The following is a 25,677-nucleotide window of genomic DNA, read 5'->3' as shown; positions in this document are numbered from 1 at the left end:
CACGACCATGACGCAAGCCACTGCTTTCCTTCATACCAACCCAGGCGAATTCGCCGAGTCCGTTACGCCGCCCAGCACCTGGATCGCCGCCGGGCGAGGTAACGCCCTGACCGAGTCGGATCAACGCCGACGCCAGGCCGCCAAGGCATTGCAGAGCCTGTTCGAGCAAGCCCCTTCGACAGGTGCACAGTCGCTCCAGCAGCATTGGGACAGCCGCATGCCCGGCCAGTCGATCGCGCGCCGGGCGTTCGCGCAGCGGCAACTGCGCGTGCATTTCCAGAGCGCGCTCGAGCTCAACCACGGCCTCGATCGCCTCCAGGCCAAGGCACTGGAGCAGTGCCAACTGAGTGACAGCACCCAGTACGCCCAACTGCACTGGCAGCAGCCGGGTCCACCGATCGGCGCCTGCCCAGGGGCCTTGCTGATCCGCCCGACGGCGCCAGGCAACCCCTGGGTTCTCTACCGCCCCGATGCCAACAACCCCATTCGCGCCTTCCAGGACGAAGCGTCGCTCAAGCAATGGGCGCACGAGCACCGCCAGCGCCTGTGGCGCAACCCACCCGTGGCACTGATGGACGACAGCGGCAGCATCGAGGTGATCGCCGGGTCCGCAGACGGCTTTACCGATCTGCTGGACAGCCTGTTGGCCGTTCAGGCACACCCGCTTGAGTTCAAGGCGGAACTCCCGGTGGCATTGAGCCAGGACCTGACGCAACGGGTCAGCGACGACGACGCCCTGGCGCTCGAAGAGGTTCATTTCGACGTGCTGGACGAACGCTTGCCGCTCGGCTGGCGCAAGCAGCGAATCGACCGTCAGGAACAGTTGCTGGCCTTCTACCTGGGGGGCGACACCGAGCCCAAGTCCCCACGCATGGCGACCTTGCGCACGCACCAGGCCAAGCTGGACGAACTGGACAACGCCCTGCAAAAACTGCTGGCCAAGCTCCCAGAGACACAGACGGAACAAACCTGGGGCGAGGCCAACCGCTTCGAGCACCTCAGCCAGCACTTCGCCAACCTCTTATTGCAGGAAGCCGAGTTTCAGCACACGCTGGGCGAGCTTGGCACGCCGCACCTGGCGTGGGTTCACGCATTGCTGGAGCGGCCTGAACCCAGCCTGCAGCGCCCCATCGTGCCAGGCGCCTTGAAGCTGGTGGTGGGCGACCGTACATGGCACCTGACCGGCTACCTCACCCTCAGGGCCCGCGCCGAAGACAACGCAAGCGAGCCCGACACCTCGGTGCTGCTCTACAAGCCGGGCCACGAGGGCGGCCTGATGCGCTTCGAGGATGAGGCGCAACTGTTCCGCCAACTGCTGAACACCGCCCAAGGCGCCTGGCCTGAAACGCTGCTGGAAAGCGCCTGGCCGCAAGACACCAACGCGTTGGTCCAGCGCTTGGACGACCCCGACCTGACGCCGAAGCTGGTCAACCCACCCATCACCAACCATGCCTTCGACTACCTGGTGCAAACCCACCTGGTCCTGCTCACCCAGGCCGATACCACCACGCAATTGCAATTGCGCTGGAAGCTCGGTGCCAGCCGCAATACCGCCAGGACGCAAGCGTTCGAACGGCTCGCCGAACGCAACCGCACCGCCCACCTGAACGCACGCCTGCAAACCCTGAAGCACCTCGATGCCCCCCAACGCGCCGCGCTGGCGGCAGTGTTGGACGCCCTGCGCACCGCCATGCGCGCCTCCAGTGCGCTGCTGGCCAAGGACCTGCCCGAGCGCGAGCGGTTCGCGCATGACCGACTGTACGCCCACCTGCGCACGACCTGCGCACTCACCATCGTCCCCAAGATCACCCTGAACATCGCCGATCGCACAGGCATACAGCGTGTGCCGCTGCCCGAGTCCGGCTTCAGCAACGCCTACAAGGAAGTCGTCACCTTCAGCGCCGAGCGCAGCGACGTCGCGCTGGAGCGCTTCCTGCTCTGGGCACTGGATGAAGACCTGCGCCTGCGCCTGGGCAACGCCAGGATCGTGTTCGCCCCCCCTGCCCTCGCCCCCACTCTGCAAGCGCTGACCCACACCGACATCGCCGACCTGGTGAAGACCCTGGACCTGGCCGGCGCCTACGAAAAGCAGATACTCCGCGCCTTCAAGGGTGACCAGCAGCAGTCTGACTGGGAAGCGCAGTGGCGTCAGGAAACCCTGCGCGCACCGTTCGAGCACCAATTGCAGATCCTGGCCCTCAGCCAGCCTGCGGCCCTCGATGAAGAAGGCGCAGACATGTTCCAGCGCTTCTGCCGGGAACAGCTCGACGCTACCGTGACCAAAACGGTCAGCCACCTGGGCTTGGACCTGCGGCCAGGCGTTGCGGCCGACGGCAGCGCCCGCAACGTGCCGCTGGCCGGTCTGTTCCTCCTCGAAGCGGCCAGTGGGCCCGTGCTGTTGCTGATGCCGGATGCCCCGAACGGCAGGGTCGTCAGCCAGCACGCCAGCCGTGAGGCTGCGTGCCTGGCCCTGGAAGAGCTGGCCATCGACGATGCCATGCGCAACTTCCTCGCCAGCCGCCCCCTCGACGGGGACAGCCAAACCCACCTGTCCTACATCAACCAGGCCCTGCTCAAGTCGTTCTCCGGGTTCATCGCGGCGGGCACCGTGCGCTCCGAACCCATCGCCGAGGTGCAGGCCAGCCTGTTGATGGGCCGCCTGATCATGGAGCATCGCGCCTCATCCCGCAGCCAAACGGACCTGTTCCTGGAAAACGCAGCCATTAGCCACGGGCGAGTCTACGACTACATCAAGCTGGCCCTGGGCTTCCTGCCTGGGGTCGGTGCGCTGGTGGCCCTGTACGACGGCTGGCACGCCGCCAATGCCAGCGTGGAGGCGTTCCTGCGAGGTGACCCTGGCGAGGGTGTCGAACACCTGAACAGCGTGTTCCAGTCACTGATCGATGCCGTTTTCGACCTCACGCCCACCGTCCTGGCCAGCAACCCCCAGGTCCTGGCACGCACGCGCAGTCGCCAGCAGCTTGCCGGCCTGCGCGCCACGACCGTGACCCGCCAAGGGCGCCCCCAGCCCTTCCAGGGATACGCCAGCGAAGCCCCTGTCGGGCGCTGGACAACTCACCCTGATGCCCACGGCCGAGGCGTGTACCGGCATGTCGAGAGCGGGTACGACTATATCCTGCACCAAGGTGCGCATTACCCCGTGGAATGGGACACCACCTACCTGACCTGGCGTCTCAAGGGCAGCGCATCGCGGACCTACAAACAGCCCGTGCGGCTCGACGAGCTGGGGGGCTGGCAGCCTCATGGGGGCTTGAGCGGGCGCCTGGTGGACGGCGGCCTGGCCGGTGGCGGCGCCTTCCTCGGCCGCCTCTACCAGCAGGGTTGGGAGAATTTGCGTGGCTACCTTGGCCGCCAGCCTGCGCTGCGTTCGCCGCAACAAGTGGCGCTGGATATCGACCAAGGGCGCCTCACTCAGCAGGCCAAGGTAACCGCCAGCCTGGACAAGCTGAAACGCGCCATCGCCGATCACACGGCCAGCTCGGCGGCGCCCATCACCCAATCCAGGGCAGTCCTCCAAGCCCAGCACGCCTATACGGAGCAGTTGCAAACCTTCGTCATCTTCCACGAGCAAAGCCTGGCGCGCCTGCGCAGCAGCCGGGCCCTGTGGGGCCAGATGCCGAGGCAATTCCGCGACGGCCTGGCGTTCAACCTGGTGCACCAGCACCCCAGCCTGATTCGCCAATACCAGTTCCAGATGCAAGGACATTTCGATGAGGTCAGGCGACTGCAGCATGCGCTGGACAGCAACCCCACCGACCCGCTTGCGCAGTTGAAGGCGCTACGCGCCGAGCAAGGCCGCATGGCGCACTCGCTGGAAAAGCTGGAAACAGAGTTCCGCCGCGCAGCTACCCTCAGGAATACCGTCCAGGGCCCACAGCTCACCACCTACCAGTTGGAACTCGACAAGCTGGGCATGCCGCTGGACCCGAACGGCTACCGGGTCGTGCGCCTTTCGATCCAGGCGGCCAATGTGATCAGGTTGCCAGCAACGGCCGGCTACGACTTCTTGCTCGCGTTGCGCCAGATAAACCGGGAGCTCACCCATCTGCGCAACATGCTGTTCAGCCATCAGGACATGACCTCCGCCGGGCTGAGTCGGGCGCAGGAGCACCGTTTCCTACAACAGGTGAAAGCACGCTATCAGCGCTTCGACAACCAGATGACCAGTTGGCAGGACACCTTCCCCGACTTCGTCACTGCGCAGAGCACCCAAGCGATGCGCGCGGAGTTGACCACGTTGATGGCCGAGGTCGACGCCGCCCTCTCTGCATCGGCACCGGTCAGGACGCCTGCTCGCATCAACCGAGGCGCGAGCAGGCCCCGCCTGTTCGAAACCGTCGACCAGCAACTGCTGATTGGCCGCGAGGTCACCATCGACGGGCAACCGCGGATGCAGATCGGCAACCATCTGGCTCCGGAGTCACAGACCACCTTCTCGCGCACACCCGAAAACCGCTGGCAATCGCCCCGAGCCACACCACCGGTGCCGACGGCGAGCCTGCAGTCCCTGATGGCGACAGCCAGGACACGCCTGGGCAATGTCGCCAACCAGCAGGCCAAGCTGCGCCGATACAAAAACCTGAACATGGCACCGGCCAGCCTGCAGGATCTGGCAGACGGCTATGCCACCACGCTCAAGGACCTGGCCCAGGACATCCTGCGCAAGGGCGGCGACACCCTGAGCGAGGCCCAGCGCGCCGTGGCGCGCAACCTCGAGCAAGCGGCCACGGGCCTACAAACGCTGGGCAAGCAACTGCGTATCGAGCAGACGAAAGCCACGCCGCAGCCGCTAGCCGGCCACTTGGAGTACCTGCACGCGCAAGAGGAGGTGGATATCAAGTGGTCCCGCCAGCTCGAGCCGGCGAAGAACAAACAGGGGCAGGCGATCGAATACCTGGAGGAATACCGCATCGATGACGCACGCACCGGCGAGCCGCTCTGGTACGCCCACTTCCACTTCAAGAAACGGCCCGGCAACGGCTTCGCCCGTCTGGAGGCCGGACACTTGAAGTTGGCCAGCGAGCGCAACCAGCGGGCCAACGCGTGGCGAGGCCCCCTCAACGAAAGCCAGGCCAGCGCGTTATTCGGCGGGTTGAGACCGACCGAGGGTTGAACCGCTACTGCGGGGCAAGCCTGCGATGGGCCGCACGGCGCCCTGCAGCCATCACAGCTTGGCGATGGACACTTCGGTGGATTTCACGAACGCGATCACTTCACTGCCCACCTGCAGCTCCAGCTCCTTCACGGAGCGGGTGGTGATCACCGAAGTGACGATACCGGAGGCGGTCTGCACGTCGATTTCCGACAGTACCGGGCCTTCGAGGATTTCCTTCACGGTGCCTTTGAATTGGTTGCGAACGTTGATGGCTTTGATGGTCATGGCGTCATTCCTTTTGGGGCTTCGAGGATTCAGTGGGCCCAACGCAACTGCGTGGGCAAGGGGGCTACAGGTTCCGGATCGGGCGGGGTGCCCGGGACGGACAGAACACGGTTGAGCACTTCGCTTTCCAGCGCCGCCAGGCGGTGCGAACCCCGCACCCGTGGCCGGGGCAGGTCGACGACCAGGTCCAGGCCGACGGCGCCGTCTTCGATCAGGATCACACGGTCGGCCACGGCGACGGCTTCGCTGACGTCGTGGGTGACCAGCAACACGGTGAAACCGTGCTGGCGCCACAGGCGCTCGATCAATTGCTGCATTTCAATGCGGGTCAGGGCATCCAGCGCACCCAATGGCTCGTCCAGCAGCAGCAGGCGCGGCTGGTGAATGAGCGCCCGGGCCAGGGCCACCCGCTGTTTCTGGCCGCCTGACAACGCCGCCGGCCAGTCGTTGGCGCGATCGACCAGGCCGACCGCCTCCAGTGCCTCCAGGGCACGGGGCCGCCAGTTGCCGGACAAGCCCAGGCCCACGTTGTCGATCACCTTCTTCCAGGGCAGCAGACGCGCGTCCTGGAACATCAGGCGGGTATCCTCGCGGGCCTCGGCCAGCGGTGCGGCCCCCGCCAGCAGTTGGCCGGCGCTGGGTTGGTCGAGCCCGGCCAGCAGGCGCAGCAAGGTGCTCTTGCCGCAGCCACTGCGACCGACGATGGCGAGGAACTGGCCGGCCGGAATGTGCAGGTCGATGCCGCGCAGCACTTCACGCTGGCCAAAGGTGCGACGCAGATCGCGGGCCGCCAGGGGGATGCCACGCAGCAGGCGTGGCGGCTGTTCCTTGAGCACGGTCATCATGCGCCCTCCTTCTTCGCCACCTGGTACGCCGGGTGCCAGCGCAGCCATACCCGCTCCAGGCCCCGGGCAGCCAGGTCGGCCAGCTTGCCGAGCACCGCGTACAGGACGATAGCCAGCACCACCACATCGGTCTGCAGGAACTCGCGGGCGTTCATCGCCAGGTAGCCGATGCCGGCGTTGGCCGAGATGGTCTCGGCGACGATCAGCGTCAGCCACATGAAGCCCAGGGCGAAGCGCACGCCGACCAAGATCGAGGGCAGCGCCCCCGGCAGGATCACCTGGCGGAACAGCGCGAAGCCCGACAGCCCGTAGCTGCGCGCCATCTCCACCAGTGCCGGATCGACGTTGCGGATCCCGTGGTAGGTGTTCAGGTAGATAGGGAACAACGTCCCCAGCGCCACCAGGAAGATCTTTGCCGACTCGTCGATGCCGAACCACAGGATCACCAGCGGGATCAGCGCCAGGTGCGGCACGTTGCGGATCATCTGCACCGAGCTGTCGAGCAGGCGCTCGCCCCAGTTCGACAGGCCAGTGATGAAGCCGAGCAACAGGCCGATGCTGCCGCCGATCACGAAGCCCAGGCCGGCACGCCAGCCGCTGATGGCCAGGTGGGTCCAGATCTGGCCGCTACGCACCAGCTCGACACCGGCACTGACCACCGCGCTCGGCGCCGGCAGGATGCGGGTCGACAGCCAGCCCGCGCTGACCGCCAGTTGCCATATCGCCAGCAGCAGGATCGGCAGGGCCCAGGGCGCCAGGCGCTTGGACCAGGTGGTGGTGGATGCACGACTCATGACCCCGGTCCTCAGCTCTGCGACACGGACTTGGGCAGGATGTCGTTGGCGACCATTTCACCGAACGGGCTCACGTAGCCACCGGTCTTCGGCTGCTCCGGGCGCTGCACGTCAAGGTGCGGGAACAGCAGCTCGGCGACTCGGTACGACTCCTCCAGGTGTGGATAACCGGAGAAGATGAACGTGTCGATGCCAAGATCGGCGTATTCCTTGACCCGCGCCGCAACGGTCGGGCCATCACCCACCAGCGCGGTGCCGGCACCGCCACGCACCAGGCCGACACCGGCCCACAGGTTCGGCGCCACTTCCAGCTTGTCGCGCTTGCCGCCGTGCAGCGCGGCCATGCGCTGCTGACCGACCGAGTCGAAGCGCGCCAGCGATGCCTGGGCGCGGGCGATGGTGTCGTCGTCCAGGTGCGATATCAGCCTGTCGGCGGCGGTCCAGGCCTCTTCATTGGTTTCCCGCACGATCACGTGCAAGCGGATGCCGAAGCGCACTTCACGGCCTTGGGCCGCGGCCTTCTCGCGCACCTGAGCGATTTTCTCGGCGACGGCCGCCGGCGGCTCGCCCCAGGTCAGGTACAGCTCGACCTGCTCGGCGGCCAGGTCCTGGGCGGCCTCGGAGGAACCACCGAAGTACAGCGGCGGACGCGGTTGCTGGATCGGCGGGTAAAGCAGCTTGGCGCCCTTCACCTGGATGTGCTTGCCGTCGTAGTCGACCGTTTCGCCTTCAAGCACCTTGCGCCAGATGCGGGTGAATTCCACCGACGCCTCGTAGCGTTCCTGGTGGTTCAGGTGCAGGCCATCGCCGGCCAGTTCGTCCGGATCACCGCCGGTCACCAGATTGAACAGCGCACGGCCGTTGGACAGACGATCCAGGGTGGCGGCCTGACGCGCGGCCACGGTCGGCGAAATGATCCCCGGGCGCAGGGCCACCAGGAACTTCAGGCGCTCTGTCAGCGGAATCAGAGACGCCGCCACCAGCCAGGAGTCCTCGCAGGAACGTCCGGTGGGGATCAGCACGCCGCCGAAGCCAAGGCGGTCGGCAGCCTGGGCGATCTGGCTCAGGTAGCCGTGATCGACGGCGCGGGCGCCCTCGCTGGTGCCCAGGTACTTGCCGTCACCGTGGGTGGGAAGGAACCAAAAGATGTTAAGGCTCATTGGAGTTGTCTCCTCAAGGGTGGCTCATGCCGGGGCGGCGCCCCGGCGCAGGCGAATCGTTCAAGGCGCGCTGGCGACCTTGGCCGGGGGTGTCCAGATCACGTCCTTGATGCTCAAGGGCTTGGGAATCAGCTTCAGGGCCTGGAAGGTGTCGGCGATCTTCTGCTGCGCGGCGATCACTTCCGGGGTCAGCGGCGCGGCGCCGTAGCCCTGGCGTTTCACCGAGGTCAGGGTGATGTCGGCGGGCAGGCCGAGCAGCGGCGCGACCTGGTCGGTGACCTGCTGCGGGTTGGCCTGGGACCATTCGCCCACGGCACGCACCTCCTCGACCAGGGTGTTGATCACCGCCGGGTGCTGGGTGGCATAGCTGCGGGTGGCCAGGTAGAACTGGTGGTTGTCGACCAGGTCCTTGCCGTCACGCAGGGTGCGTGCCTGCAGTTGCTGCTCGGCGGCGGCCTGGTACGGGTCCCAGATCACCCAGGCGTCGACGCTGCCGCGCTCGAAGGCGGCGCGGGCATCGGCCGGTGGCAGGTAGACGGGCTGGATATCGGTGTACTTGAGGCCGGCGTCTTCCAGGGCGCGCACCAGCAGGTAGTGCACGTTGGAGCCCTTGTTGAGGGCGACTTTCTTGCCCTTGAGTTCCTTCACCGACTGGATCGTCGATCCCTTCGGCACCAGGATCGCCTCGCTGTGCGGGGCTGGCGGCTCATAGGCGACGTACAGCAGGTCGGCACCCGCGGCCTGGGCGAACACTGGCGGTGTTTCGCCGGTCACGCCGAAGTCGATGGAACCGACGTTGAGGCCTTCGAGCAGTTGCGGGCCGCCGGGGAACTCGGTCCACTGCACGTCAATGCCCTGTTCCTTCAGGCGCTTTTCCAGCGAGCCCTTGGCCTTGAGCAGCACCAGGGTGCCGTACTTCTGGTAACCGATGCGCAGGCTTTCGGCCTGGGCTTGAGTGATGGCGCCGAAGGACACAGCCGCCGCAAACAGGGCGACCAGACCGCGACGCAAGAAGATTGTGCGCATGGCGCTCTCCTGTGCGAGTGGGTTCGGGTAGCACCTGCTTGCCTCGTTGACGGGCGAGTAAGGTGGGAACAACGGTCAATCGGTATAGCGAGGAATCAGATGCTCCAACGGGCACTGATCAGGCGTTCGTTGAGCTCGCCCGGCACCACCGGCCGAGGCCGGCGCGCCAGGGCGCTGTGGAACGTTTCCAGCGAATCCTGCAGGCGCTGTTCCAGGGCAGCGGCCAGTTGCGCGGGCCGGGTGCCTTCGCCGTAGGCGACCTGGCTGTCGTCGGCGAAGATCCCCTGCAGGGTCTCCTGCGCCTTGAGCGCCGACAGCACCGGCTTGAGGGCGTAGTCCACGGCCAGCATGTGGGCGATGCTGCCGCCGGTGGCGATCGGCAGGACCACCTTGTGTTCCAGGGCTCGCTCAGGCAGCAGGTCGAGCAAGGTCTTCAGGGCTCCGGCGAACGATGCCTTGTACACCGGCGTGGCGACCACCAGGCCATCGGCCTGTGCCACCAGTTCATTGAAGTGACGCACCTGCGGGCTGTCGAAGCGCGCGTGGAGCAGGTCCTCGGCGGGGAATTCCCGCACCTGGAAGGTCACCACCTCGACGCCGCGCTCCTGCAGCCAGTCGCGCGAGCGTTCTAGCAGCACGCCGGAGCGTGAACGAAGACTGGGGCTACCACCGACAGAAACAACCAGCATTGAAAGCGCTTCCTTCGATTCGATTGCAGGGCCGCGAGGGGTTGTCCCCGCTGGATGGAAGTGACATTAACAGTTCGTCATATATATCTATAAATCATATTTTTGCATTTGTTTATTCCATAAATAGATATTAATTCTTATCTCTGTAAGAGATCACCCAGCCCTTCGGGCTACGCTGTCGCGCAGGCAACTATCCCCCTGTGGGAGCGCGCAAGGCTCAATTTGGCAATACCTGCCTTTCTGCCAGACATAAAAAAGGGCCGTCGAAACGGCCCGAAGATCCCTGCTTGGCTAAGAGCAATGCAACGAGGAATACCTCATCGATTCGGTTGCGGGGTCAGTCGCAGATAGGGTTTCACCGCCCGGTACCCTTTCGGGAAGCGGCGTTTGATTTCGTCCTCGTCCTTGAGCGAAGGCACGATCACTACCTCGTCGCCGTCCTGCCAGTTGCCTGGGGTGGCGACCTTGTAGTTGTCGGTCAGTTGCAACGAGTCGATCACCCGCAGGATCTCGTTGAAGTTGCGCCCGGTACTGGCCGGATAGGTGATGGTCAGGCGCACCTTCTTGTTCGGGTCGATGACGAACAGCGAGCGCACCGTCAGGGTGTCGCTGGCGTTGGGGTGGATCAGGTCGTACAGGTCGGAGACCTTGCGGTCGGCGTCGGCGATGATCGGGAAGTTGACCACGGTGTTCTGGGTCTCGTTGATGTCATCGATCCACTTGTTGTGCGAGTCGACCGGATCCACCGACAGGGCGATGGCTTTCACGCCACGCTTGGCGAAGTCTTCCTTGAGCTTGGCGGTCAGGCCCAGCTCGGTGGTGCACACCGGGGTGAAGTCGGCCGGGTGGGAGAACAGCACGCCCCAGCTGTCGCCCAGCCATTCGTGGAAGCGGATCTTGCCGGCGCTGGAATCCTGTTCGAAATCGGGGGCGATATCGCCGAGTTTGAGGCTCATGGAAGCGGCTCCTGTGCTGTGTCTGGCCTTGTGGGTTCAATGTGCCTGCTTCCGAATAAAAACAAAAAGAATAAATATCGATTTATTTATAACCGTTAAGCATACGGATTCGCAGACACAAAAAAGCCTCGCACTAGACGAGGCTTTCTTGATGCCGCTACGACTTACATGAAGGCGTAAGTGTAGTTGACGATGAAGCGAGTCTGGTCCTGGTCTTTGGTGAACTCGCTGGTCGAACCACCGCTGCCACGGTACACACCCTGGCGCAGGCTGAAGCCCAGGCCTTTGAAGGTACCTTGCTGGATGGTGTAGTCGACGCGAGCGTCACGTTCCCACTCGTTGTAGGTGCCGTGGCCGCTCTTGTAACGAATATCATCACCGCGCAGGTAAGAAACAGACGCTTTCAGGCCCGGCACACCCAGACCGGCGAAGTCATAGGAGTACTGACCGAAGTTGGTGTTCTCGCCAGCACGGGCGAACTGGTTGATCATGCTGTCGGTGAACAGGTAGAAGCTGGAACCACCAGCACCTTCCGAAGTACCGCTGTCATTGACCAGGCTGCCCTGACCCATCCAGACGAAGCCACCGTCGTCACCGACCTGCTGACGGCCGAGCATCAGCGCATGGCCACCCAGGGTGTAGGTGAACATGGCAGACCAGGTCTTGTTGTCGACCTTGCCGGTGTTCTTGGCATAGCCGCCGTTGTTGCTGAAGTTGTAGCTGCTGTCGTGGCCGTTCTTGCCATCGCTGCTGCTGTCGAAATAGCGCAGGTCGGTCTTGAACGATTGATCGTCAGCGATCTTGAAGACGTGGGTCGCGCCCAGGAAGTGCTGCTTGTAGAAATCTTCCAGGTTCGAGTAGTAGTACTGCAGGGTCAGGTCTGGAGTGAGCTTGTAGTCCAGGCCACCGTAGCGGAACTTGTTGCTTTCGGCAGTGGCGCCAGCAACGGACAGACCGGTACGGTTGCTCGAAGCACGGCCCATGGCGTGAGTCAGCTGACCGGCATTGATGGTCAGGTTGTCGATTTCCTTCGACTGGATGGTGCCACCCTCGAAGGTCTGCGGCAGCAGACGACCATCGTTGGAGACCAGAATCGGCAGGTTCGGCGCGAGAGCGCTACCGAAGTGCGCTTCGGTCTTGGAGAAGCGAGCCTTGGCATTGGCGCCGAAACGGGCCCACTGGTCCGCAGCACCTTTGCCGTCATCCGGGAAGAAGCCACCTTTGTGATAACCCTTGCCGCCGTCCAGACGGATGCCCCACAGGGCCTGGGCGTCAACGCCGAAACCGACGGTGCCTTCGGTGAAGCCCGAGATGTAGTCGAGCTTGAAGCCCTGGCCGGACTCACGCTGATCCGGGCGAGGGTTGCCGTGGGCTTCACGGTTGTCGTTGTTGAAGTACATGGTGCGCGAGCTCAGGGACAGCTTGCTGTCCTCGATGAAACCGGCAGCGCCTGCTTGTTGGGCGAGAACCCCCAGTGCCACGGCCAGGGCCAGGCTGGACTTGTACATGTTTTGCTCCTCTACGTTCTAATTTTTGTGCGTCTCAAGCGGCGGGATCTGCTGCCCCACTCGCCCGGATTGGCGATTTAGCACCAATGCGTGACCGCCAAGTCAATCGCTAACGGTCGATCTGCGACTTTGGTCTAACCCGCTGACCTGCGCTACAGGATAATGACAATCCTATAAATCCAAAATGACCGTTTTATGAATCTGTAAGATTTTTACGGAATAACATCGGAACCATTCCTACAAAACGTTGTATCGACGCCGTCAATCATACCTTTAGGTTATGTGCAAACGTTTGCCGAGCTGTCGACCAGCAGTCACCCCGCAGAAATCGATAAAGACTAGCTGTCTTCAGCGATTGCGCCAGCTTCGCACCGTCCTGTCGAAACGAACCAAGCCAGGGATCACGACGAGCCTGCATCCCGCGCAGGTTCAGAGCGTTTGGCTTTTAAGCTAATTCTAAAAAGTTATTTATTTACTATTTCTTAGATCATCTAGTCTTCTCGCCATCCATCCCAGAATGCCTGACGAGAGGTTCAATCATGATCCCGCATGCTCCGCTGCGCCTGTTCGCCGCCCTGACCCTCGCCAGTGCCAGCTGGCTGGCCCAGGCCGCCGACCTGACCGTCGCCTACCAGACCACCGTCGACCCGGCCAAGGTGGCCCAGGTCGATGGCACCTATGAAAAGGACAGCAAGGCCAGCATCGACTGGCGCAAGTTCGACAATGGCGCCGACGTGATCACCGCCGTCGCCTCGGGCGACGTGCAGATCGGCTACCTCGGCTCCAGCCCGCTGGCCGCCGCCGCCACCCGCAAGCTGCCGGTCGAGACCTTCCTGATCGCCACCCAGATCGGTGCCGGCGAGGCCCTGGTCGCCCGCGACAGCATCAAGACCCCGCAGGACCTGGTGGGCAAGAAGGTCGCCGTGCCGTTCGTTTCCACCGGCCACTACAGCCTGCTGGCCGCACTGAAGAGCTGGAACATCGACCCATCGAAAGTAAAGATCCTCAACCTCGCCCCGCCAGCGATCATCGCCGCCTGGAAACGCGGCGACATCGATGCCACCTACGTCTGGGACCCGGCTCTGGGCGTGGCCAAGGAGAACGGCAAGGTGCTGATCACCTCGGGCGAGCTGGCCGAGAAAGGCGCGCCGACCTTCGATGCCTGGATCGTGCGCAAGGACTTCGCCGCCAAGCACCCGGAAATCGTCAAGTCGTTCGCCAAGGTCACCCTCGACGCCTACGCCGACTACCGCAAGGACCCGAAAGCCTGGCTGGCCGACCAGGACAACGTCGCCAAGCTGGTCAAGCTGTCCGGCGCCAAGCCGGCCGATATCCCGGTACTGCTGCAGGGTAACGTCTACCCGCTGGCTGCCGACCAGGCCAGCGCACTGGGCGCGCCGACCACCCAGGCGCTGACCGACACCGCCACCTTCCTCAAGCAACAAGGCAAGGTCGACGCCGTGCTGCCCGACTACTCGCCCTACGTCAGTGCCCAATACCTGCCCAACTGATCCGGAGCCCGTCATGGCCTTGCTCGAACTGGAGCGCATCAGCGCACAGTACCCCGGCGCCGCTACCCCGGTGCTGGCCGACATCAACCTGAGCCTGGGCCCGCGCCAGCTGCTGGTGGCCCTCGGGCCGTCCGGCAGCGGCAAGACCTCGTTGCTCAACCTGATCGCCGGCTTCGTCGCCCCCAGCGGCGGGCGCATCAGCCTCGACGGCGCGCCGGTGCAAGGTCCGGGCGCCGAACGTGGCGTGGTGTTCCAGGACGATGCCCTGCTGCCCTGGCAGGACGTGCTCGGCAACGTCGCCTTCGGCCTCGAGCTGGCCGGCGTGTCCCGTGCCCAGCGTGAAGCCAAGGCCCGCGAGATGCTGGCGCTGGTCGACCTGGCCGGCTTCGGCGAGCGGCGTATCTGGCAGTTGTCCGGCGGGCAGAAGCAGCGCGTGGGTCTGGCCCGGGCGCTGGCCGCCGACCCACGGGTGCTGTTGATGGACGAGCCGTTCGGTGCCCTCGATGCCTTTACCCGCGAACAGATGCAGGAGCTGCTGCTGCAAGTCTGGCAGCGCACCGCCAAGCCGGTGTTCCTGATCACCCACGACATCGAGGAAGCGGTGTTCCTCGCCACCGAACTGGTGCTGCTGGCGCCCAATCCGGGGCGCGTGGTCGAACGTCTGCAGCTGGACTTCGGCCAGCGCTACGCCGCTGGCGAGTCGGCCAGGGCGATCAAGTCCGATCCACGTTTCATCGAAACCCGCGAGCACGTGCTGGCGCGGGTATTCTCGCAACGTCAGGAGTCCGCATGAGCAGCATCGAATTGCCGGCCACCACCACCAAGCAGGCACAACGCACACCTCCTGTGGTGAAGCCCCGCAAGCCCTTGTCGACCCGCTGGATCAGCACCCTCACCCTGGCCACCCTGTTGCTGGCGTGGTGGCTAGTGACCGCGGTCGGCTGGATCGAACCGCTGTTCCTGCCCTCGCCCGCCGACATCCTGGCCAAGGGCTGGACACTGCTCACCCAGGGCTACATGGACGCCAGCCTGTGGCAGCACCTGGGCGCAAGCCTGGGCCGTATCGGCCTGGCGCTGGTGGCGGCGACCCTGACCGCCATCCCCGTCGGCCTGGCCATCGGCTACAACCGCGTGGCCCGCGGCATCCTCGACCCACTGATCGAGTTCTACCGGCCGATCCCGCCACTGGCCTACCTGCCGCTGATCGTCATCTGGTGCGGCATTGGCGAGCTGTCGAAGGTGCTGCTGATCTACCTGGCGATCTTCGCCCCGATCGCCATCGCCACCGCCACCGGCGTGCGCACCGTCGACCCGGCCAAGCTGCGCGCCGCGCAGTCGCTGGGGGCAACCCGGGCGCAACTGATCCGCCATGTGATCCTGCCCAGCGCCCTGCCCGACATCCTCACCGGCATTCGCATCGGCCTCGGCGTGGGCTGGTCGACCCTGGTCGCCGCCGAGCTGATCGCCGCCACCAGCGGCCTGGGCTTCATGGTGCAGTCAGCGGCGCAGTTCCTGGTCACCGACGTGGTGGTGCTGGGGATCCTGCTGATCGCCCTGATCGCCTTCGCCCTGGAGATGGGCCTGCGCGCCCTGCAGCGCAAGCTGGTGCCCTGGCATGGCCAGAGCCATTGACCAACGAATGACCACGCCGGCAACCCGGCACCTGGAACGAGAAAAGACATGAGCCTGACCGTTACCCCCTTGAGCCCGGCACTGGGCGCGCAGATCAGCGGCGTGGACATCAGCCACGACATCACCCTCGAACAGCGTGACGCCATTGAGCAGGCGCTGCTCGAACACCAGGTGCTGTTCTTCCGCGACCAGCCGCTCACCCCCGAACAGCAGGCCCGTTTCGCCGCCCGCTTCGGCGACCTGCACATCCACCCGATCTACCCCAATGTGCCGCAGACGCCGCAGGTGTTGATCCTCGACACCGCGGTCACCGATGTGCGCGACAACGCCGTCTGGCACACCGACGTGACCTTCCTGCCGACCCCGGCGCTGGGCGCGGTGCTCAGCGCCAAGCAACTGCCGGCCTTTGGCGGCGACACCCTGTGGGCCAGCGGCATCGCCGCGTTCGAGGCGCTGTCGGCGCCGCTGCGCACGATGCTCGACGGCCTGACCGCCACCCACGATTTCACCAAGTCGTTCCCGCTGGAGCGCTTCGGCACCACGCCCGAGGACCTGGCACGCTGGGAGGCGACCCGGCGCAACAACCCGCCGCTGTCGCACCCGGTCGTGCGCACCCATCCGGTCAGCGGGCGCAAGGCATTGTTCGTCAATGAAGGGTTCACCACGCGGATCAACGAGCTGAACGAGCAGGAGAGCGAGGCGCTGCTCAAGCTGCTGTTCGCCCATGCGACGCGGCCGGAGTTCAGCATTCGCTGGCGTTGGCAGGAAAACGACGTGGCGTTCTGGGACAACCGCGTCACGCAGCACTTTGCGGTGGATGACTACCGCCCCAGCCGGCGGGTGATGCATCGGGCGACCATCCTGGGGGATGCGCCTTTCTGAAAGATCCGGGGGAGGCCTTTGGCCTCCTTTCGCTGGCAAGCCAGCTCCCACAGGTTTTGCAACAACCCTGTGGAAGCCAGCGATCTACCTGACCAGATGCAGGTACTGCATATGCCGCTCGTACTGGTCGAGGATGTCGTTGATGATCTGCTCCTTGCTGTAGCCCACCAGGTCGTAGTTCTGGCTGCCTTCGCTCAAGTGCACCTCGGCCCTGTAGTAGCGGCGATTCTTCAACTCCTGCGTCCCCAGCCCACCCAACGCGAACGACGGCGTGAAGTACCCGCGCATCTGTACCTGGTAGATGAACGGCTGCTCCTCGCCATGACCGATCTTCAGGCTGACGTTGTCGTGGCTCGGGTCATCCTGGGTGATCAGCACCAATCCCTTCTGCTCGAACACCTCGCGCACCTCGGCGATCGCCGGACGCACCACGTCGTCCATGAAGCGATACACCTCGTCCCGCGACGGGAAGTGCACAGCCTGGCTAAGACGCTGGCGCCAGCCGCCACGCCCGCGCCGGGACTGGGCGAAGGGCGCCAACGAGTGCATCTGCGCGATCTGCCGCTGGCTTTCCAGGTAGAAGGCCTTGTGCAGCCCCCACATCATGCACAGCAGGATCAGCGAGAACGGCAGCGAGGTCAGCACCACCGCCGACTTCAGCGAATCGATGCTGCCGGCGAACAGCAGCCCGCTGGTGATCAGCGCGGTCATCGCGCCCCAGAAGATGCGCAGCCAGTTCGGACCGTCCTCATCGGCGCCGCCGCCCTTGGCCGACAGCGTCGACAGCACCACCGTGCCGGAGTCGGCCGAAGTGACGAAGAACACGAAGCTGATGAACACCGTCACGGCGATCACCGTCTTGCTCCACGGGTAGGTTTCCAGCAGCAGGTACAAGCTCATCGACGGGTTGTCGATGGCCGACTGGCCCAGCGCGGTCATGCCGTGGTTGATCACCTGGTCCAGGGCGCTGTTGCCGAAGATCGACATCCACGCCAGGGTGAAGCCCAGCGGGATCAGCAGCACGCCGAAGACAAACTCGCGAATGGTGCGTCCGCGCGAAATGCGCGCGATGAACAGGCCCACGAACGGCGCCCAGGCAATCCACCAGGCCCAGTAGAACACCGTCCAGCCGCCCAGCCAGTCGCGTTGCTCGCCGTAGGCGTAAACATCGAAGCTCTTGCGCGGCAAGGCGCCCAGGTAGTCGCCCAGGTTCTGGATCAAGGTGTTGAACAAGTGCTGGGTGGGCCCTGCGAACAGCACGAACATCAGCAGCGCGCAGGCCAGGAACAGATTGATGTCACTCATCACCCGCACGCCCTTCTCCACCCCGGCGACCGCCACGGCCACCGCCGCGCCCATCATCAGGGTGATGAGGAACACCTGCACCCACTGGCTGTGGCTGATACCGAACAGGTAGTCGAGGCCGGCGTTCAGGTGCAACACGCCGAAGCCCATGTCGGCGCCCAGGCCGAACACCGTGGCGATGATGCCGAAGCCGTCCACCGCATAGCCGATCGGACCGTTGATGCGCTTGCCGATCAGCGGGTACAGCGCCGAACGCAGGGCCAGCGGCAGGTTGTGCCGGTAGGCGAAGTAGGCCAGCGCCATGCCGACGAAAGCGAACACGCCCCAGCCGTGCAGGCCCCAGTGCAGGAACAGGATCTGCATCGCCTGACGCCCGGCCTCGGCCGTGCCGGCCTCGCCCTGCGGCGGCTGGAGCATGTGGGTCAGCGGCTCGGAAACGCAGAAGAAGAACAGGGTGATGCTGATGCCGGCAGCGAACAGCATGCCGGCCCAGGACAGGTAGCTGAACTCGGGTTCGTCGTGGTCGGCACCGAGCTTGATCTTGCCATAGCCGGACAAGGCGGTGACCACCACGAAGACCAGATACAAGGTCATGGCCAGCATGTAGTACCAGCCGACGGTGTTGGCCGCCCAGTTCTGCGCCGCCAGCAGCCAGTCGCCGGCCGCCTTGGGCTGGGCGATGACGATCAGGCCGAAGACAAGGATGAAGCTTGCCGCGAAGTAGAACACGGGGGGGTTCATGCGGATCTTGCCGTGGGCAAGGTCGGGGGTCGGTGCACTCATTGAACGGGCACCTCGTCGAAGGACGTGAGGTTCGGATTGAACGGGTTCAGCAAAGGCGATTCCTCCTTTTGAACACCGGCAATGGACCAGCGTTTTTCGTTGAACAAGCGTTCAAGTTAAACATGGATCGGATTTCAATGCGACCCGATGCCGCTTCAGGAACGGTCGAAGCAGGAGCGGACTTGCCCGCTCCCACGCGACTTAACCCTTGAGCTAGAGGGCTTTCTTGTCCTCGCAATCCAACTGCAGGTTAGCCTGGGTAATGTTGCTGTCAGCCGGCACGCTGCGGGTCAGCCACACGTTGCCGCCGATGGTCGAGCCCTTGCCGATGGTGATCCTTCCGAGAATGGTCGCACCCGCGTAGATCACCACATCGTCCTCGACGATGGGGTGGCGTGCCAGGCCCTTGTGCAGGGTGCCCGACTCGTCGCTGGGGAAACGCTTGGCGCCCAGGGTCACGGCCTGGTAGATCCGTACCCGCTCACCGATGATCGCGGTCTCGCCGATCACCACGCCGGTGCCGTGGTCGATGAAGAAGCTCGGGCCGATCTGCGCGCCGGGGTGGATGTCGATACCCGTGGCCGAGTGCGCCAGCTCCGAGCTGATCCGCGCCAGCAGCGGCAGGCCGGCCCGGTACAGGTGGTGGGCCAAGCGGTGGTGGATGATCGCCAGGATGCCTGGGTAGCACAGCAGCACCTCGTCGACGCTGCGCGCCGCCGGATCGCCGTGGTAGGCGGCGAGCACGTCGGTGTCCAGCAGCACGCGCAGGGCCGGCAGGGCCGCGGCGAAGTCCTGGATCAGGCGCAGGGCGTGACCATCGACATCGACCACATCGGTCTTGCCATGGCGCGCCGCGTAGCGCAACTCCAGGCGGGCCTGGGCCAGCAGCGCGGTGAGCGCGGCGTCCAGCGTGTGGCCGACATAGAAGTCTTCGCTTTCTTCACGCAGGTCCACCGGGCCAAGGCGCATGGGGAACAGCGCACCACACAGCTGCTCGAGAATCTGGCGTAGCGCCTCGCGCGACGGCAGCTCGCGCCCGCCCTGCTCGCCGCTGCTGCGGCCATTGTTGCTGCGCCACTGCTCACGGGCGCTGCGCAGGCCACTGACGATGGCCTGCAGTTGCCAGTGCCCGGTTGATGGTTGTTCGCTCACGGGTGTTTCTCCTGCCAGGCGGCGTTGTCGATATGCCCACGTCCCCTGGAACGGCCCTTTCGCGGCACAAGGCCGCTCCTACAGGGAGGGTGTAGGCCACGATACGTCAAATCTGCCTCTTGGAAAAAACAACGCTTTATTCCATCCTGAGCTAAGTCGGGCATAAGCGACTGCAAAATGCAGAAACGGGAATAACAACCTGATTTTTTATTATTTCCCGACCTATGAAGCCCACCTCTATAGTCGCCACCTCACTACTTCCACAACAAGCGCGGGGCCTGCCATGACCAAATTCGCCAAACCCCTTCTCAACGCCAGCCTGGCGCTCCTGCTGGGCGCCGGCATGCTCGGCCAAGCCTTCGCTGGCGAGCAGTTGAAGACCATCCAGGAGAAGGGCGTGATCAACGTCGGCCTGGAAGGCACCTACCCACCGTTCAGCTTCCAGGACGAGAACGGCAAGCTGACCGGCTTCGAAGTCGAGCTGTCCGAGCTGCTGGCCAAGGAACTGGGGGTCAAGGCCAAGGTCCAGCCGACCAAGTGGGACGGCATCCTCGCCGCCCTGGAGTCCAAGCGCCTGGACGTGGTGATCAACCAGGTGACCATCTCCGAAGAGCGCAAGAAAAAGTACGACTTCTCCGAGCCCTACACCGTTTCCGGCATCCAGGCCCTGGTGCTCAAGGGCAGCGACAACGAGAAAAACATCAAGACCGCCGCCGACCTCGCTGGCAAGAAGGTCGGTGTCGGCCTGGGCACCAACTACGAGCAGTGGGTGAAACAGGACGTGCCGACAGCCGATGTCCGTACCTATGAAGACGACCCGACCAAGTTCGCCGACCTGCGCAATGGCCGCATCGACGCCATCCTGATCGACCGCCTGGCCGCGCTGGAGTACGTGCAGAAAACCGCCAAGGACAAGAAACCCACCGCACTGGCTGGCGAGAAATTCTCCAAGCTGGAATCGGGCGTGGCCCTGCGCAAGGGCGAGCCTGAACTGCTCGATGCGCTGAACAAAGCCATCGACAAGCTCAAGGCCGACGGCACGCTGGCCAAGCTGTCCGAGAAATACTTCGGTGCCGATGTCACCAAATGATCGCTGAAAGCCTGCAACTCGTTGTCGATTCCGCGCCCTTCCTGCTAAAGGGCGCGGGCTATACCGTGCTGCTCAGTGTCGGCGGCATGTTCTTCGGCCTGGTGCTGGGCTTCGCCCTGGCACTGATGCGCCTGTCGAAGATCCTGCCGCTGGACTGGCTCGCCCGTATCTATGTGTCGTTCTTCCGCGGCACGCCGCTGCTGGTGCAGCTGTTCGTGATCTACTTCGGCCTGCCGCAGATCGGCATCGAGCTCGACCCGATCCCGGCGTCGCTGATCGGCCTGTCGCTGAACATGGCGGCGTACGTCTGCGAAATCCTCCGGGCGGCGATCTCTTCGATCGACCGTGGCCAGTGGGAAGCGGCGGCCAGCATCGGCATGACCCGCACCCAGGCCATGCGCCGGGCGATCCTGCCGCAAGCCTTGCGCACCGCGCTGCCGCCACTGGGCAACAGCTTCATCTCGCTGGTCAAGGACACTGCCCTGGCGGCGACCATCCAGGTGCCCGAGCTGTTCCGCCAGGCGCAGCTGATCACCGCCCGGACCTTCGAGGTCTTCACCATGTACCTGGCTGTCGCGGTGGTCTACTGGATCCTCTGCAGCATCCTGGCGCACTTCCAGAACCGCATGGAAGCGCGGGTCAACCAGCACGACCAGGAGCACTGAGATGATCGTAGTAGAAGGCCTGAGCAAGCAGTTCAAGGGCCAGACCGTGCTCAACGGCATCGACCTGACCGTGCAACCCGGCGAGGTGGTCGCCATTATCGGTCCCAGCGGCTCGGGCAAGACCACTTTCCTGCGTTGCCTGAACCTGCTGGAAACCCCCGATGCCGGGCGTATCCAGATCGGCGACATCAGCATCGACGCCAATCGCCCGCTGGGCGGCCAGCAGGGTGCGATCCGCCGCCTGCGCCAGCAGGCCGGATTCGTGTTCCAGAACTTCAACCTGTTTCCCCACCGCACCGCCCTGGAGAACGTCATCGAAGGGCCGGTGATCGTCAAGAAGACGCCCCGCGACAAGGCCATCGAGCTGGCCAGGCGCCTGCTGGCCAAGGTTGGCCTGGCGGGCAAGGAAGACGCCTACCCGCGCCGCCTGTCCGGCGGCCAGCAACAGCGGGTTGCCATCGCCCGCGCCCTGGCCATGGAGCCCGAAGTGATCCTGTTCGACGAGCCCACCTCGGCACTCGACCCGGAGCTGGTGGGCGAGGTGCTGGAGACCATCCGCGGCCTGGCCGAGGAAAAGCGCACCATGATCATCGTCACCCACGAAATGAGCTTTGCCCGCGATGTCGCCAACCGGGTAATCTTCTTCGACAAGGGCGTGATCGTCGAGCAGGGCGAGGCCAAGGCACTGTTCGCCAATCCCAAGGAAGAGCGCACCCGCCAGTTCCTGCGCAAGTTCCTCGGCACCGCCGCCGGCCAGGAATGAGCCCGATGCGCGGGGCTCACACCTCGCGCAGGTTGTGGCAACGCCTGAAGCGGGCTTCCAGGTTGCGATCGGGCATCTGGTGGCTGCGCAGGGCGTTGAGGGTCTGCTCCACGTAATCGCGCGTCGTGCCGTAACGTCCCTTGGCGCTGGCAAGTATCTGGCTGAGCAGGGTGTCCGGCAGGTTGCCCGCGTAGCACGGCAGGTGTCGTTCCAGCACGAAGCCCAGGGCCTGGACCTTGCTGCCATCGCCCAGGCGGCAGCTGAGCCAGTGCGGGCGATAGGCCGGGAACGGCATTTCCCGTTGCCACAGGGCCATCAGCGAATCATCGAGGTTGCTTTCATCCAGGCGGTAGGCGAAACCGCTGCAGGAACCGCCACGGTCCAGACCGAATACCAGGCCCGGGCGCTCCGGGGTGCCTCGGTGCTCGTGGGACCACAGGTACAAGCCACGATGGTAGCCATGTACCCGCGCCCGCTGGCGCTCGACCGAATTGCATTCAGGGCGCCAGATCAGCGAACCATAGGCGAACAGCCAGACCGGGCCGCCGTCGTGCTGAGACATGGTTTCCTGCATCGAGCGCTGCAGTTGTTCGCGGGTTAACTGTTGTCCGAAGTCGAGCGACGGCGGATAAGCTACTTGCCAGGATGAACTTTCAAGTGTCGACATAAGATGCCGCCATTAATTCCGGTGAACCACCAAAGTGCGGGTGCCGCGGTACCTGAGGGATGCTATCGCGGGCTACAAGCCCCCAAGATCGCGTGGGCGCGGGCTTGCCCTGCAATTTTCCATGCGCCTAACGTAAGGCAAATTGCACTTTGCACTCAACCCCGAAAACAGGATTTCATTTAACCATCCGCTGAACGGAAACTAATAGTCCGAGTATAGCGAAACTTATTACCCGCGCCGGTAACAATCCCCGCCATATAATCAAATGGAAAACACTTGGTTATTAAATCCGGCACGCCCTTGCAGCGTGCCGTTTAGTTTCACCCACGCGGCGCGTAGGCGAACACGTCGGCGCGCATGCGGTGGGCATCCATGCCGGCCTCGACCAACGCATCGAGGGTGGCATAGACCATGTTTGGCGAGCCGCTGGCATAGACATGCACCTGGTTCAGGTCGCCGATGTCCTCGCACACCGCCTCGTGCAGCAGGCCACAGCGCCCTTCCCAGCCGCACAGGTCGCTGACTACCTTGTGCAGGAACAGGTTGGGCAGGCGCTGCCACTCGTCCCAGTGCTCGATCTCGTAGAAGTCTTCAGGCCGACGCACGCCCCAGTACAGGTGCACCGGATGCTTGAAGCCCTGGGCGCGGCAATGCTCGACCAGGCTGTGCATCTGGCCCATGCCGGTACCGGCGGCGATCAGCACCAGCGGACCATCGGGCAACTCCGCCAGGTGGGCGTCGCCGAACGGCAGCTCGATCCGCGCCAGACCAGTGCGCTGCAACTGCTCGATCAACTGCACGGCACTGCTTTCCCGGGCCAGCACGTGCAGCTCCAGCTCACGGCCACCGTGGGGCGCCGAGGCGAGGGAGAATGCCGCCTTGTCCATGCCCTCGCGCTCGATCATCAGGTACTGCCCCGCGTGATAGCGCGGCGGCTTGCCGGCAGGCGCGCGCAGGCGCACGCGCCAGACGTCACCACCGACCTCGACGCATTCGCTCACGGTACAGGCCAGCTTGCGCACTGGCAGCTCGCCCAGGGCCAGTACACCATCCCACAGCAACACGCAGTCCTCCAGCGGCTCGGCGATGCAGGTGAACAGTTCACCGTGATCGCGGACTTGGCCTTCCTGGCGAACACGGCCTTCCACCAGCAGCGCGGCACACACATGGCAATTGCCGTTGCGGCAGCTGCTTGGGCAGTCGTAGCCCAGGCGCCGCGCGGCATCCAGAATCCTTTCACCCGGTTCGACCGCCAGCACCGCCCCGGAAGGCTGCAAGGTTACCTGCATCAATCTATTCCCAACTGGTCCCACAGCTCATCGATACGGCGGGTGACGGCCTCGTCCTTGACGATGACCCGGCCCCATTCGCGTGTAGTCTCGCCCGGCCATTTGTGCGTGGCGTCCAGGCCCATCTTCGACCCCAGGCCCGACACCGGCGACGCGAAGTCGAGGTAGTCGATCGGGGTGTTGTCGATCATCACCGTATCACGCTTGGGGTCCATGCGCGTGGTGATGGCCCAGATCACATCGTTCCAGTCGCGGGCGTTGATATCGTCGTCGGTGACAATAACGAACTTGGTATACATGAACTGTCGCAGGAACGACCAAACACCCAGCATGACGCGCTTGGCGTGGCCTGGATACTGCTTCTTCATGGTCACCACCGCCATGCGGTACGAGCAGCCTTCCGGCGGCAGGTAGAAGTCGGTGATCTCGGGGAACTGCTTCTGCAGGATCGGCACGAACACTTCGTTCAGCGCCACGCCTAGAATCGCCGGCTCATCCGGCGGCCGGCCTGTGTAGGTGCTGTGGTAGATCGGTTTCTGCCGGTGGGTGATGCGCTCGACGGTGAACACCGGGAAGCTGTCCACTTCGTTGTAGTAGCCGGTATGGTCGCCGTACGGGCCCTCCGGGGCCATCTCACCGGGGTGGATCACGCCTTCGAGGATGATCTCGGCGGTGGCCGGCACCTGCAGGTCGTTGCCACGACACTTGACCAGCTCGGTACGGTTGCCGCGTAACAGGCCGGCGAAGGCGTATTCGGAAAGGGTATCCGGAACCGGCGTCACGGCGCCGAGGATGGTCGCCGGGTCCGCGCCCAGGGCCACGGCCACCGGGAACGGCTGGCCGGGATGCTTCTGGCACCATTCGCGGTAGTCCAGCGCGCCGCCGCGGTGGCTCAGCCAGCGCATGATCACCTTGTTGCGGCCGATCACCTGCTGGCGGTAGATCCCGAGGTTCTGGCGGTCCTTGTTCGGCCCGCGGGTGACGGTCAGGCCCCAGGTGATCAACGGCGCCACGTCGCCCGGCCAGCAGTGCTGGATCGGCAACTGGCCCAGGTCGACGTCGTCGCCCTCGACCACGATTTCGTGGCATACCGCGTCCTTGACCACCTTCGGCGCCATGGACACGACCTTCTTGAAGATCGGCAGTTTCGACCAGGCGTCCTTCAGGCCCTTCGGTGGCTCGGGTTCCTTGAGGAACGCCAGCAGCTTGCCGATCTCGCGCAGTTCCTCGGTCGATTCGGCGCCCATGCCCATGGCCACCCGCTCGGGGGTGCCGAACAGGTTGCCCAGCACCGGGATGTCGAAGCCGGTGGGCTTTTCGAACAGCAACGCCGGGCCCTTGGCGCGCAGGGTGCGGTCGCAGACTTCGGTCATTTCCAGTACAGGGGAGATGGGAACCTGGATGCGCTTGAGTTCACCGCGCTGTTCCAGACCACGGATGAAGTCGCGCAGATCGCGATACTGCATGCAAGGGCCTCGTATGGGCATGTCGGTCGGGGTGCAGAGTGTAGCGCCGTTCACGCCTTGTTTGGGGGCAAAAATGAACTGGGGCCGCTTCGC

The 25,677-nt window shown here is 64.4% G+C and carries 21 protein-coding genes; 8 read left to right on the top strand and 13 right to left on the bottom strand.

Annotation, left to right across the window (positions count from 1 at the left end):
* The first annotated feature begins 7 nt into the window (after nucleotides 1–7).
* The gene (locus AC25ND_RS14205) at nucleotides 8–5,134 is read left to right on the top strand and encodes a dermonecrotic toxin domain-containing protein (RefSeq protein ID WP_197866072.1); all 5,127 of its coding nucleotides are present in this window, start codon (nucleotides 8–10) and stop codon (nucleotides 5,132–5,134) included.
* 51 nt (nucleotides 5,135–5,185) lie between these two features.
* Here the strand turns inward: AC25ND_RS14205 and AC25ND_RS14200 are convergent, their stop codons facing one another.
* From AC25ND_RS14200 to AC25ND_RS14165, 8 genes are all read right to left on the bottom strand, one after another.
* The gene (locus tag AC25ND_RS14200) at nucleotides 5,186–5,401 is read right to left on the bottom strand and encodes a TOBE domain-containing protein (RefSeq protein ID WP_008095172.1); all 216 of its coding nucleotides are present in this window, start codon (nucleotides 5,399–5,401) and stop codon (nucleotides 5,186–5,188) included.
* A 29-nt stretch (nucleotides 5,402–5,430) separates the two neighbouring features.
* A complete protein-coding gene (gene ssuB / locus AC25ND_RS14195) occupies nucleotides 5,431–6,243 on the bottom strand; it encodes an aliphatic sulfonates ABC transporter ATP-binding protein (RefSeq protein WP_197866076.1) in 813 nt (270 codons plus the stop codon).
* Nucleotides 6,243–7,040, bottom strand: coding sequence for an aliphatic sulfonate ABC transporter permease SsuC (ssuC, locus tag AC25ND_RS14190; RefSeq protein ID WP_028689215.1), 798 nt, complete (start codon nucleotides 7,038–7,040; stop codon nucleotides 6,243–6,245). The genes ssuB and ssuC overlap by 1 nt, the downstream gene beginning before the upstream one ends.
* Nucleotides 7,041–7,051: 11 nt before the next feature.
* Entirely contained in the window at nucleotides 7,052–8,200 is a 1,149-nt protein-coding gene (ssuD, locus tag AC25ND_RS14185; protein ID WP_028689216.1) for an FMNH2-dependent alkanesulfonate monooxygenase, read from the bottom strand.
* A 60-nt stretch (nucleotides 8,201–8,260) separates the two neighbouring features.
* Nucleotides 8,261–9,226 carry a sulfonate ABC transporter substrate-binding protein gene (locus AC25ND_RS14180; RefSeq protein ID WP_028689217.1) on the bottom strand — a complete coding sequence of 322 codons (966 nt, stop codon included), beginning with the start codon at nucleotides 9,224–9,226 and terminating at the stop codon, nucleotides 8,261–8,263.
* Between the two features lie 95 nt (nucleotides 9,227–9,321).
* Nucleotides 9,322–9,915, bottom strand: a complete 594-nt coding sequence (gene ssuE, locus AC25ND_RS14175; protein WP_028689218.1) for an NADPH-dependent FMN reductase — start codon at nucleotides 9,913–9,915, stop codon at nucleotides 9,322–9,324.
* A gap of 317 nt (nucleotides 9,916–10,232) precedes the next feature.
* Nucleotides 10,233–10,871, bottom strand: a complete 639-nt coding sequence (locus AC25ND_RS14170; protein WP_197866071.1) for a peroxiredoxin — start codon at nucleotides 10,869–10,871, stop codon at nucleotides 10,233–10,235.
* Nucleotides 10,872–11,035: 164 nt separating this feature from the next.
* Nucleotides 11,036–12,379, bottom strand: coding sequence for an OprD family porin (locus AC25ND_RS14165; RefSeq protein WP_028689220.1), 1,344 nt, complete (start codon nucleotides 12,377–12,379; stop codon nucleotides 11,036–11,038).
* A gap of 539 nt (nucleotides 12,380–12,918) precedes the next feature.
* Between AC25ND_RS14165 and tauA the strand changes: the two genes are divergently transcribed.
* The 4 genes from tauA to tauD are packed head-to-tail and all read left to right on the top strand — an operon-like array spanning nucleotide 12,919 to nucleotide 16,404.
* Entirely contained in the window at nucleotides 12,919–13,890 is a 972-nt protein-coding gene (gene tauA / locus AC25ND_RS14160; RefSeq protein ID WP_197866070.1) for a taurine ABC transporter substrate-binding protein, read from the top strand.
* A gap of 13 nt (nucleotides 13,891–13,903) precedes the next feature.
* Nucleotides 13,904–14,683, top strand: coding sequence for a taurine ABC transporter ATP-binding subunit (gene tauB / locus AC25ND_RS14155; RefSeq protein WP_028689222.1), 780 nt, complete (start codon nucleotides 13,904–13,906; stop codon nucleotides 14,681–14,683).
* Nucleotides 14,680–15,522, top strand: coding sequence for a taurine ABC transporter permease TauC (gene tauC, locus AC25ND_RS14150; RefSeq protein WP_197866069.1), 843 nt, complete (start codon nucleotides 14,680–14,682; stop codon nucleotides 15,520–15,522). The genes tauB and tauC overlap by 4 nt, the downstream gene beginning before the upstream one ends.
* A gap of 48 nt (nucleotides 15,523–15,570) precedes the next feature.
* Nucleotides 15,571–16,404 carry a taurine dioxygenase gene (gene tauD, locus AC25ND_RS14145; RefSeq protein ID WP_028689224.1) on the top strand — a complete coding sequence of 278 codons (834 nt, stop codon included), beginning with the start codon at nucleotides 15,571–15,573 and terminating at the stop codon, nucleotides 16,402–16,404.
* An 84-nt stretch (nucleotides 16,405–16,488) separates the two neighbouring features.
* Here tauD and betT read toward each other — a convergent pair whose 3' ends face one another.
* Both betT and epsC read right to left on the bottom strand, forming a co-directional pair.
* Nucleotides 16,489–18,450, bottom strand: coding sequence for a choline transporter BetT (gene betT / locus AC25ND_RS14140; protein ID WP_486976420.1), 1,962 nt, complete (start codon nucleotides 18,448–18,450; stop codon nucleotides 16,489–16,491).
* Nucleotides 18,451–18,705: 255 nt separating this feature from the next.
* Nucleotides 18,706–19,644 carry a serine O-acetyltransferase EpsC gene (gene epsC, locus AC25ND_RS14135; RefSeq protein ID WP_062362680.1) on the bottom strand — a complete coding sequence of 313 codons (939 nt, stop codon included), beginning with the start codon at nucleotides 19,642–19,644 and terminating at the stop codon, nucleotides 18,706–18,708.
* A gap of 283 nt (nucleotides 19,645–19,927) precedes the next feature.
* On the opposite strand from epsC, the gene tcyJ reads away from it, so the two are divergent.
* Genes tcyJ through tcyN form a run of 3 tightly spaced genes read left to right on the top strand, consistent with a single transcriptional unit; the run spans nucleotide 19,928 to nucleotide 22,162 of the window.
* On the top strand, nucleotides 19,928–20,734 hold the full coding sequence (tcyJ, locus tag AC25ND_RS14130) for a cystine ABC transporter substrate-binding protein (protein ID WP_197866068.1): 807 nt from the start codon (nucleotides 19,928–19,930) through the stop codon (nucleotides 20,732–20,734).
* Entirely contained in the window at nucleotides 20,731–21,399 is a 669-nt protein-coding gene (tcyL, locus tag AC25ND_RS14125; protein WP_028689228.1) for a cystine ABC transporter permease, read from the top strand. Before tcyJ ends, tcyL begins: the two co-directional genes overlap by 4 nt.
* Before the next feature lies 1 nt (nucleotide 21,400).
* Complete coding sequence (gene tcyN / locus AC25ND_RS14120) at nucleotides 21,401–22,162, top strand: L-cystine ABC transporter ATP-binding protein TcyN (protein WP_028689229.1); 762 nt, start codon at nucleotides 21,401–21,403, stop codon at nucleotides 22,160–22,162.
* A gap of 16 nt (nucleotides 22,163–22,178) precedes the next feature.
* Here tcyN and AC25ND_RS14115 read toward each other — a convergent pair whose 3' ends face one another.
* The 3 genes from AC25ND_RS14115 to ubiD form a co-directional block, all read right to left on the bottom strand.
* Nucleotides 22,179–22,829 (bottom strand): gamma-glutamylcyclotransferase, encoded by a 651-nt coding sequence (locus AC25ND_RS14115; protein ID WP_486976393.1) that lies wholly within the window; start codon nucleotides 22,827–22,829, stop codon nucleotides 22,179–22,181.
* Nucleotides 22,830–23,149: 320 nt separating this feature from the next.
* Nucleotides 23,150–24,118, bottom strand: coding sequence for a CDP-6-deoxy-delta-3,4-glucoseen reductase (locus AC25ND_RS14110; protein WP_028689231.1), 969 nt, complete (start codon nucleotides 24,116–24,118; stop codon nucleotides 23,150–23,152).
* The gene (gene ubiD / locus AC25ND_RS14105; protein ID WP_213882783.1) at nucleotides 24,118–25,584 is read right to left on the bottom strand and encodes a 4-hydroxy-3-polyprenylbenzoate decarboxylase; all 1,467 of its coding nucleotides are present in this window, start codon (nucleotides 25,582–25,584) and stop codon (nucleotides 24,118–24,120) included. The genes AC25ND_RS14110 and ubiD overlap by 1 nt, the downstream gene beginning before the upstream one ends.
* Between the last annotated feature and the right edge of the window lie 93 nt (nucleotides 25,585–25,677).

It is taken from the genome of Pseudomonas sp. P110(2024) (genome assembly GCF_057480795.1).
This window is presented reverse-complemented; position numbering and strand designations above follow the sequence as displayed.

Excerpts from the sequence above, each read along its gene's own strand:
- AC25ND_RS14205 (WP_197866072.1), top strand. The coding sequence starts at position 8 with ATGACGCAAGCCACTGCTTTCCTTCATACCAACCCAGGCGAATTCGCC.
- AC25ND_RS14200 (WP_008095172.1), bottom strand. The coding sequence starts at position 5,401 with ATGACCATCAAAGCCATCAACGTTCGCAACCAATTCAAAGGCACCGTG.
- ssuB (WP_197866076.1), bottom strand. The coding sequence starts at position 6,243 with ATGACCGTGCTCAAGGAACAGCCGCCACGCCTGCTGCGTGGCATCCCC.
- ssuC (WP_028689215.1), bottom strand. The coding sequence starts at position 7,040 with ATGAGTCGTGCATCCACCACCACCTGGTCCAAGCGCCTGGCGCCCTGG.
- ssuD (WP_028689216.1), bottom strand. The coding sequence starts at position 8,200 with ATGAGCCTTAACATCTTTTGGTTCCTTCCCACCCACGGTGACGGCAAG.
- AC25ND_RS14180 (WP_028689217.1), bottom strand. The coding sequence starts at position 9,226 with ATGCGCACAATCTTCTTGCGTCGCGGTCTGGTCGCCCTGTTTGCGGCG.
- ssuE (WP_028689218.1), bottom strand. The coding sequence starts at position 9,915 with ATGCTGGTTGTTTCTGTCGGTGGTAGCCCCAGTCTTCGTTCACGCTCC.
- AC25ND_RS14170 (WP_197866071.1), bottom strand. The coding sequence starts at position 10,871 with ATGAGCCTCAAACTCGGCGATATCGCCCCCGATTTCGAACAGGATTCC.
- AC25ND_RS14165 (WP_028689220.1), bottom strand. The coding sequence starts at position 12,379 with ATGTACAAGTCCAGCCTGGCCCTGGCCGTGGCACTGGGGGTTCTCGCC.
- tauA (WP_197866070.1), top strand. The coding sequence starts at position 12,919 with ATGATCCCGCATGCTCCGCTGCGCCTGTTCGCCGCCCTGACCCTCGCC.
- tauB (WP_028689222.1), top strand. The coding sequence starts at position 13,904 with ATGGCCTTGCTCGAACTGGAGCGCATCAGCGCACAGTACCCCGGCGCC.
- tauC (WP_197866069.1), top strand. The coding sequence starts at position 14,680 with ATGAGCAGCATCGAATTGCCGGCCACCACCACCAAGCAGGCACAACGC.
- tauD (WP_028689224.1), top strand. The coding sequence starts at position 15,571 with ATGAGCCTGACCGTTACCCCCTTGAGCCCGGCACTGGGCGCGCAGATC.
- betT (WP_486976420.1), bottom strand. The coding sequence starts at position 18,450 with ATGAACCCCCCCGTGTTCTACTTCGCGGCAAGCTTCATCCTTGTCTTC.
- tcyJ (WP_197866068.1), top strand. The coding sequence starts at position 19,928 with ATGACCAAATTCGCCAAACCCCTTCTCAACGCCAGCCTGGCGCTCCTG.
- tcyL (WP_028689228.1), top strand. The coding sequence starts at position 20,731 with ATGATCGCTGAAAGCCTGCAACTCGTTGTCGATTCCGCGCCCTTCCTG.
- tcyN (WP_028689229.1), top strand. The coding sequence starts at position 21,401 with ATGATCGTAGTAGAAGGCCTGAGCAAGCAGTTCAAGGGCCAGACCGTG.
- AC25ND_RS14115 (WP_486976393.1), bottom strand. The coding sequence starts at position 22,829 with ATGTCGACACTTGAAAGTTCATCCTGGCAAGTAGCTTATCCGCCGTCG.
- AC25ND_RS14110 (WP_028689231.1), bottom strand. The coding sequence starts at position 24,118 with ATGCAGGTAACCTTGCAGCCTTCCGGGGCGGTGCTGGCGGTCGAACCG.
- ubiD (WP_213882783.1), bottom strand. The coding sequence starts at position 25,584 with ATGCAGTATCGCGATCTGCGCGACTTCATCCGTGGTCTGGAACAGCGC.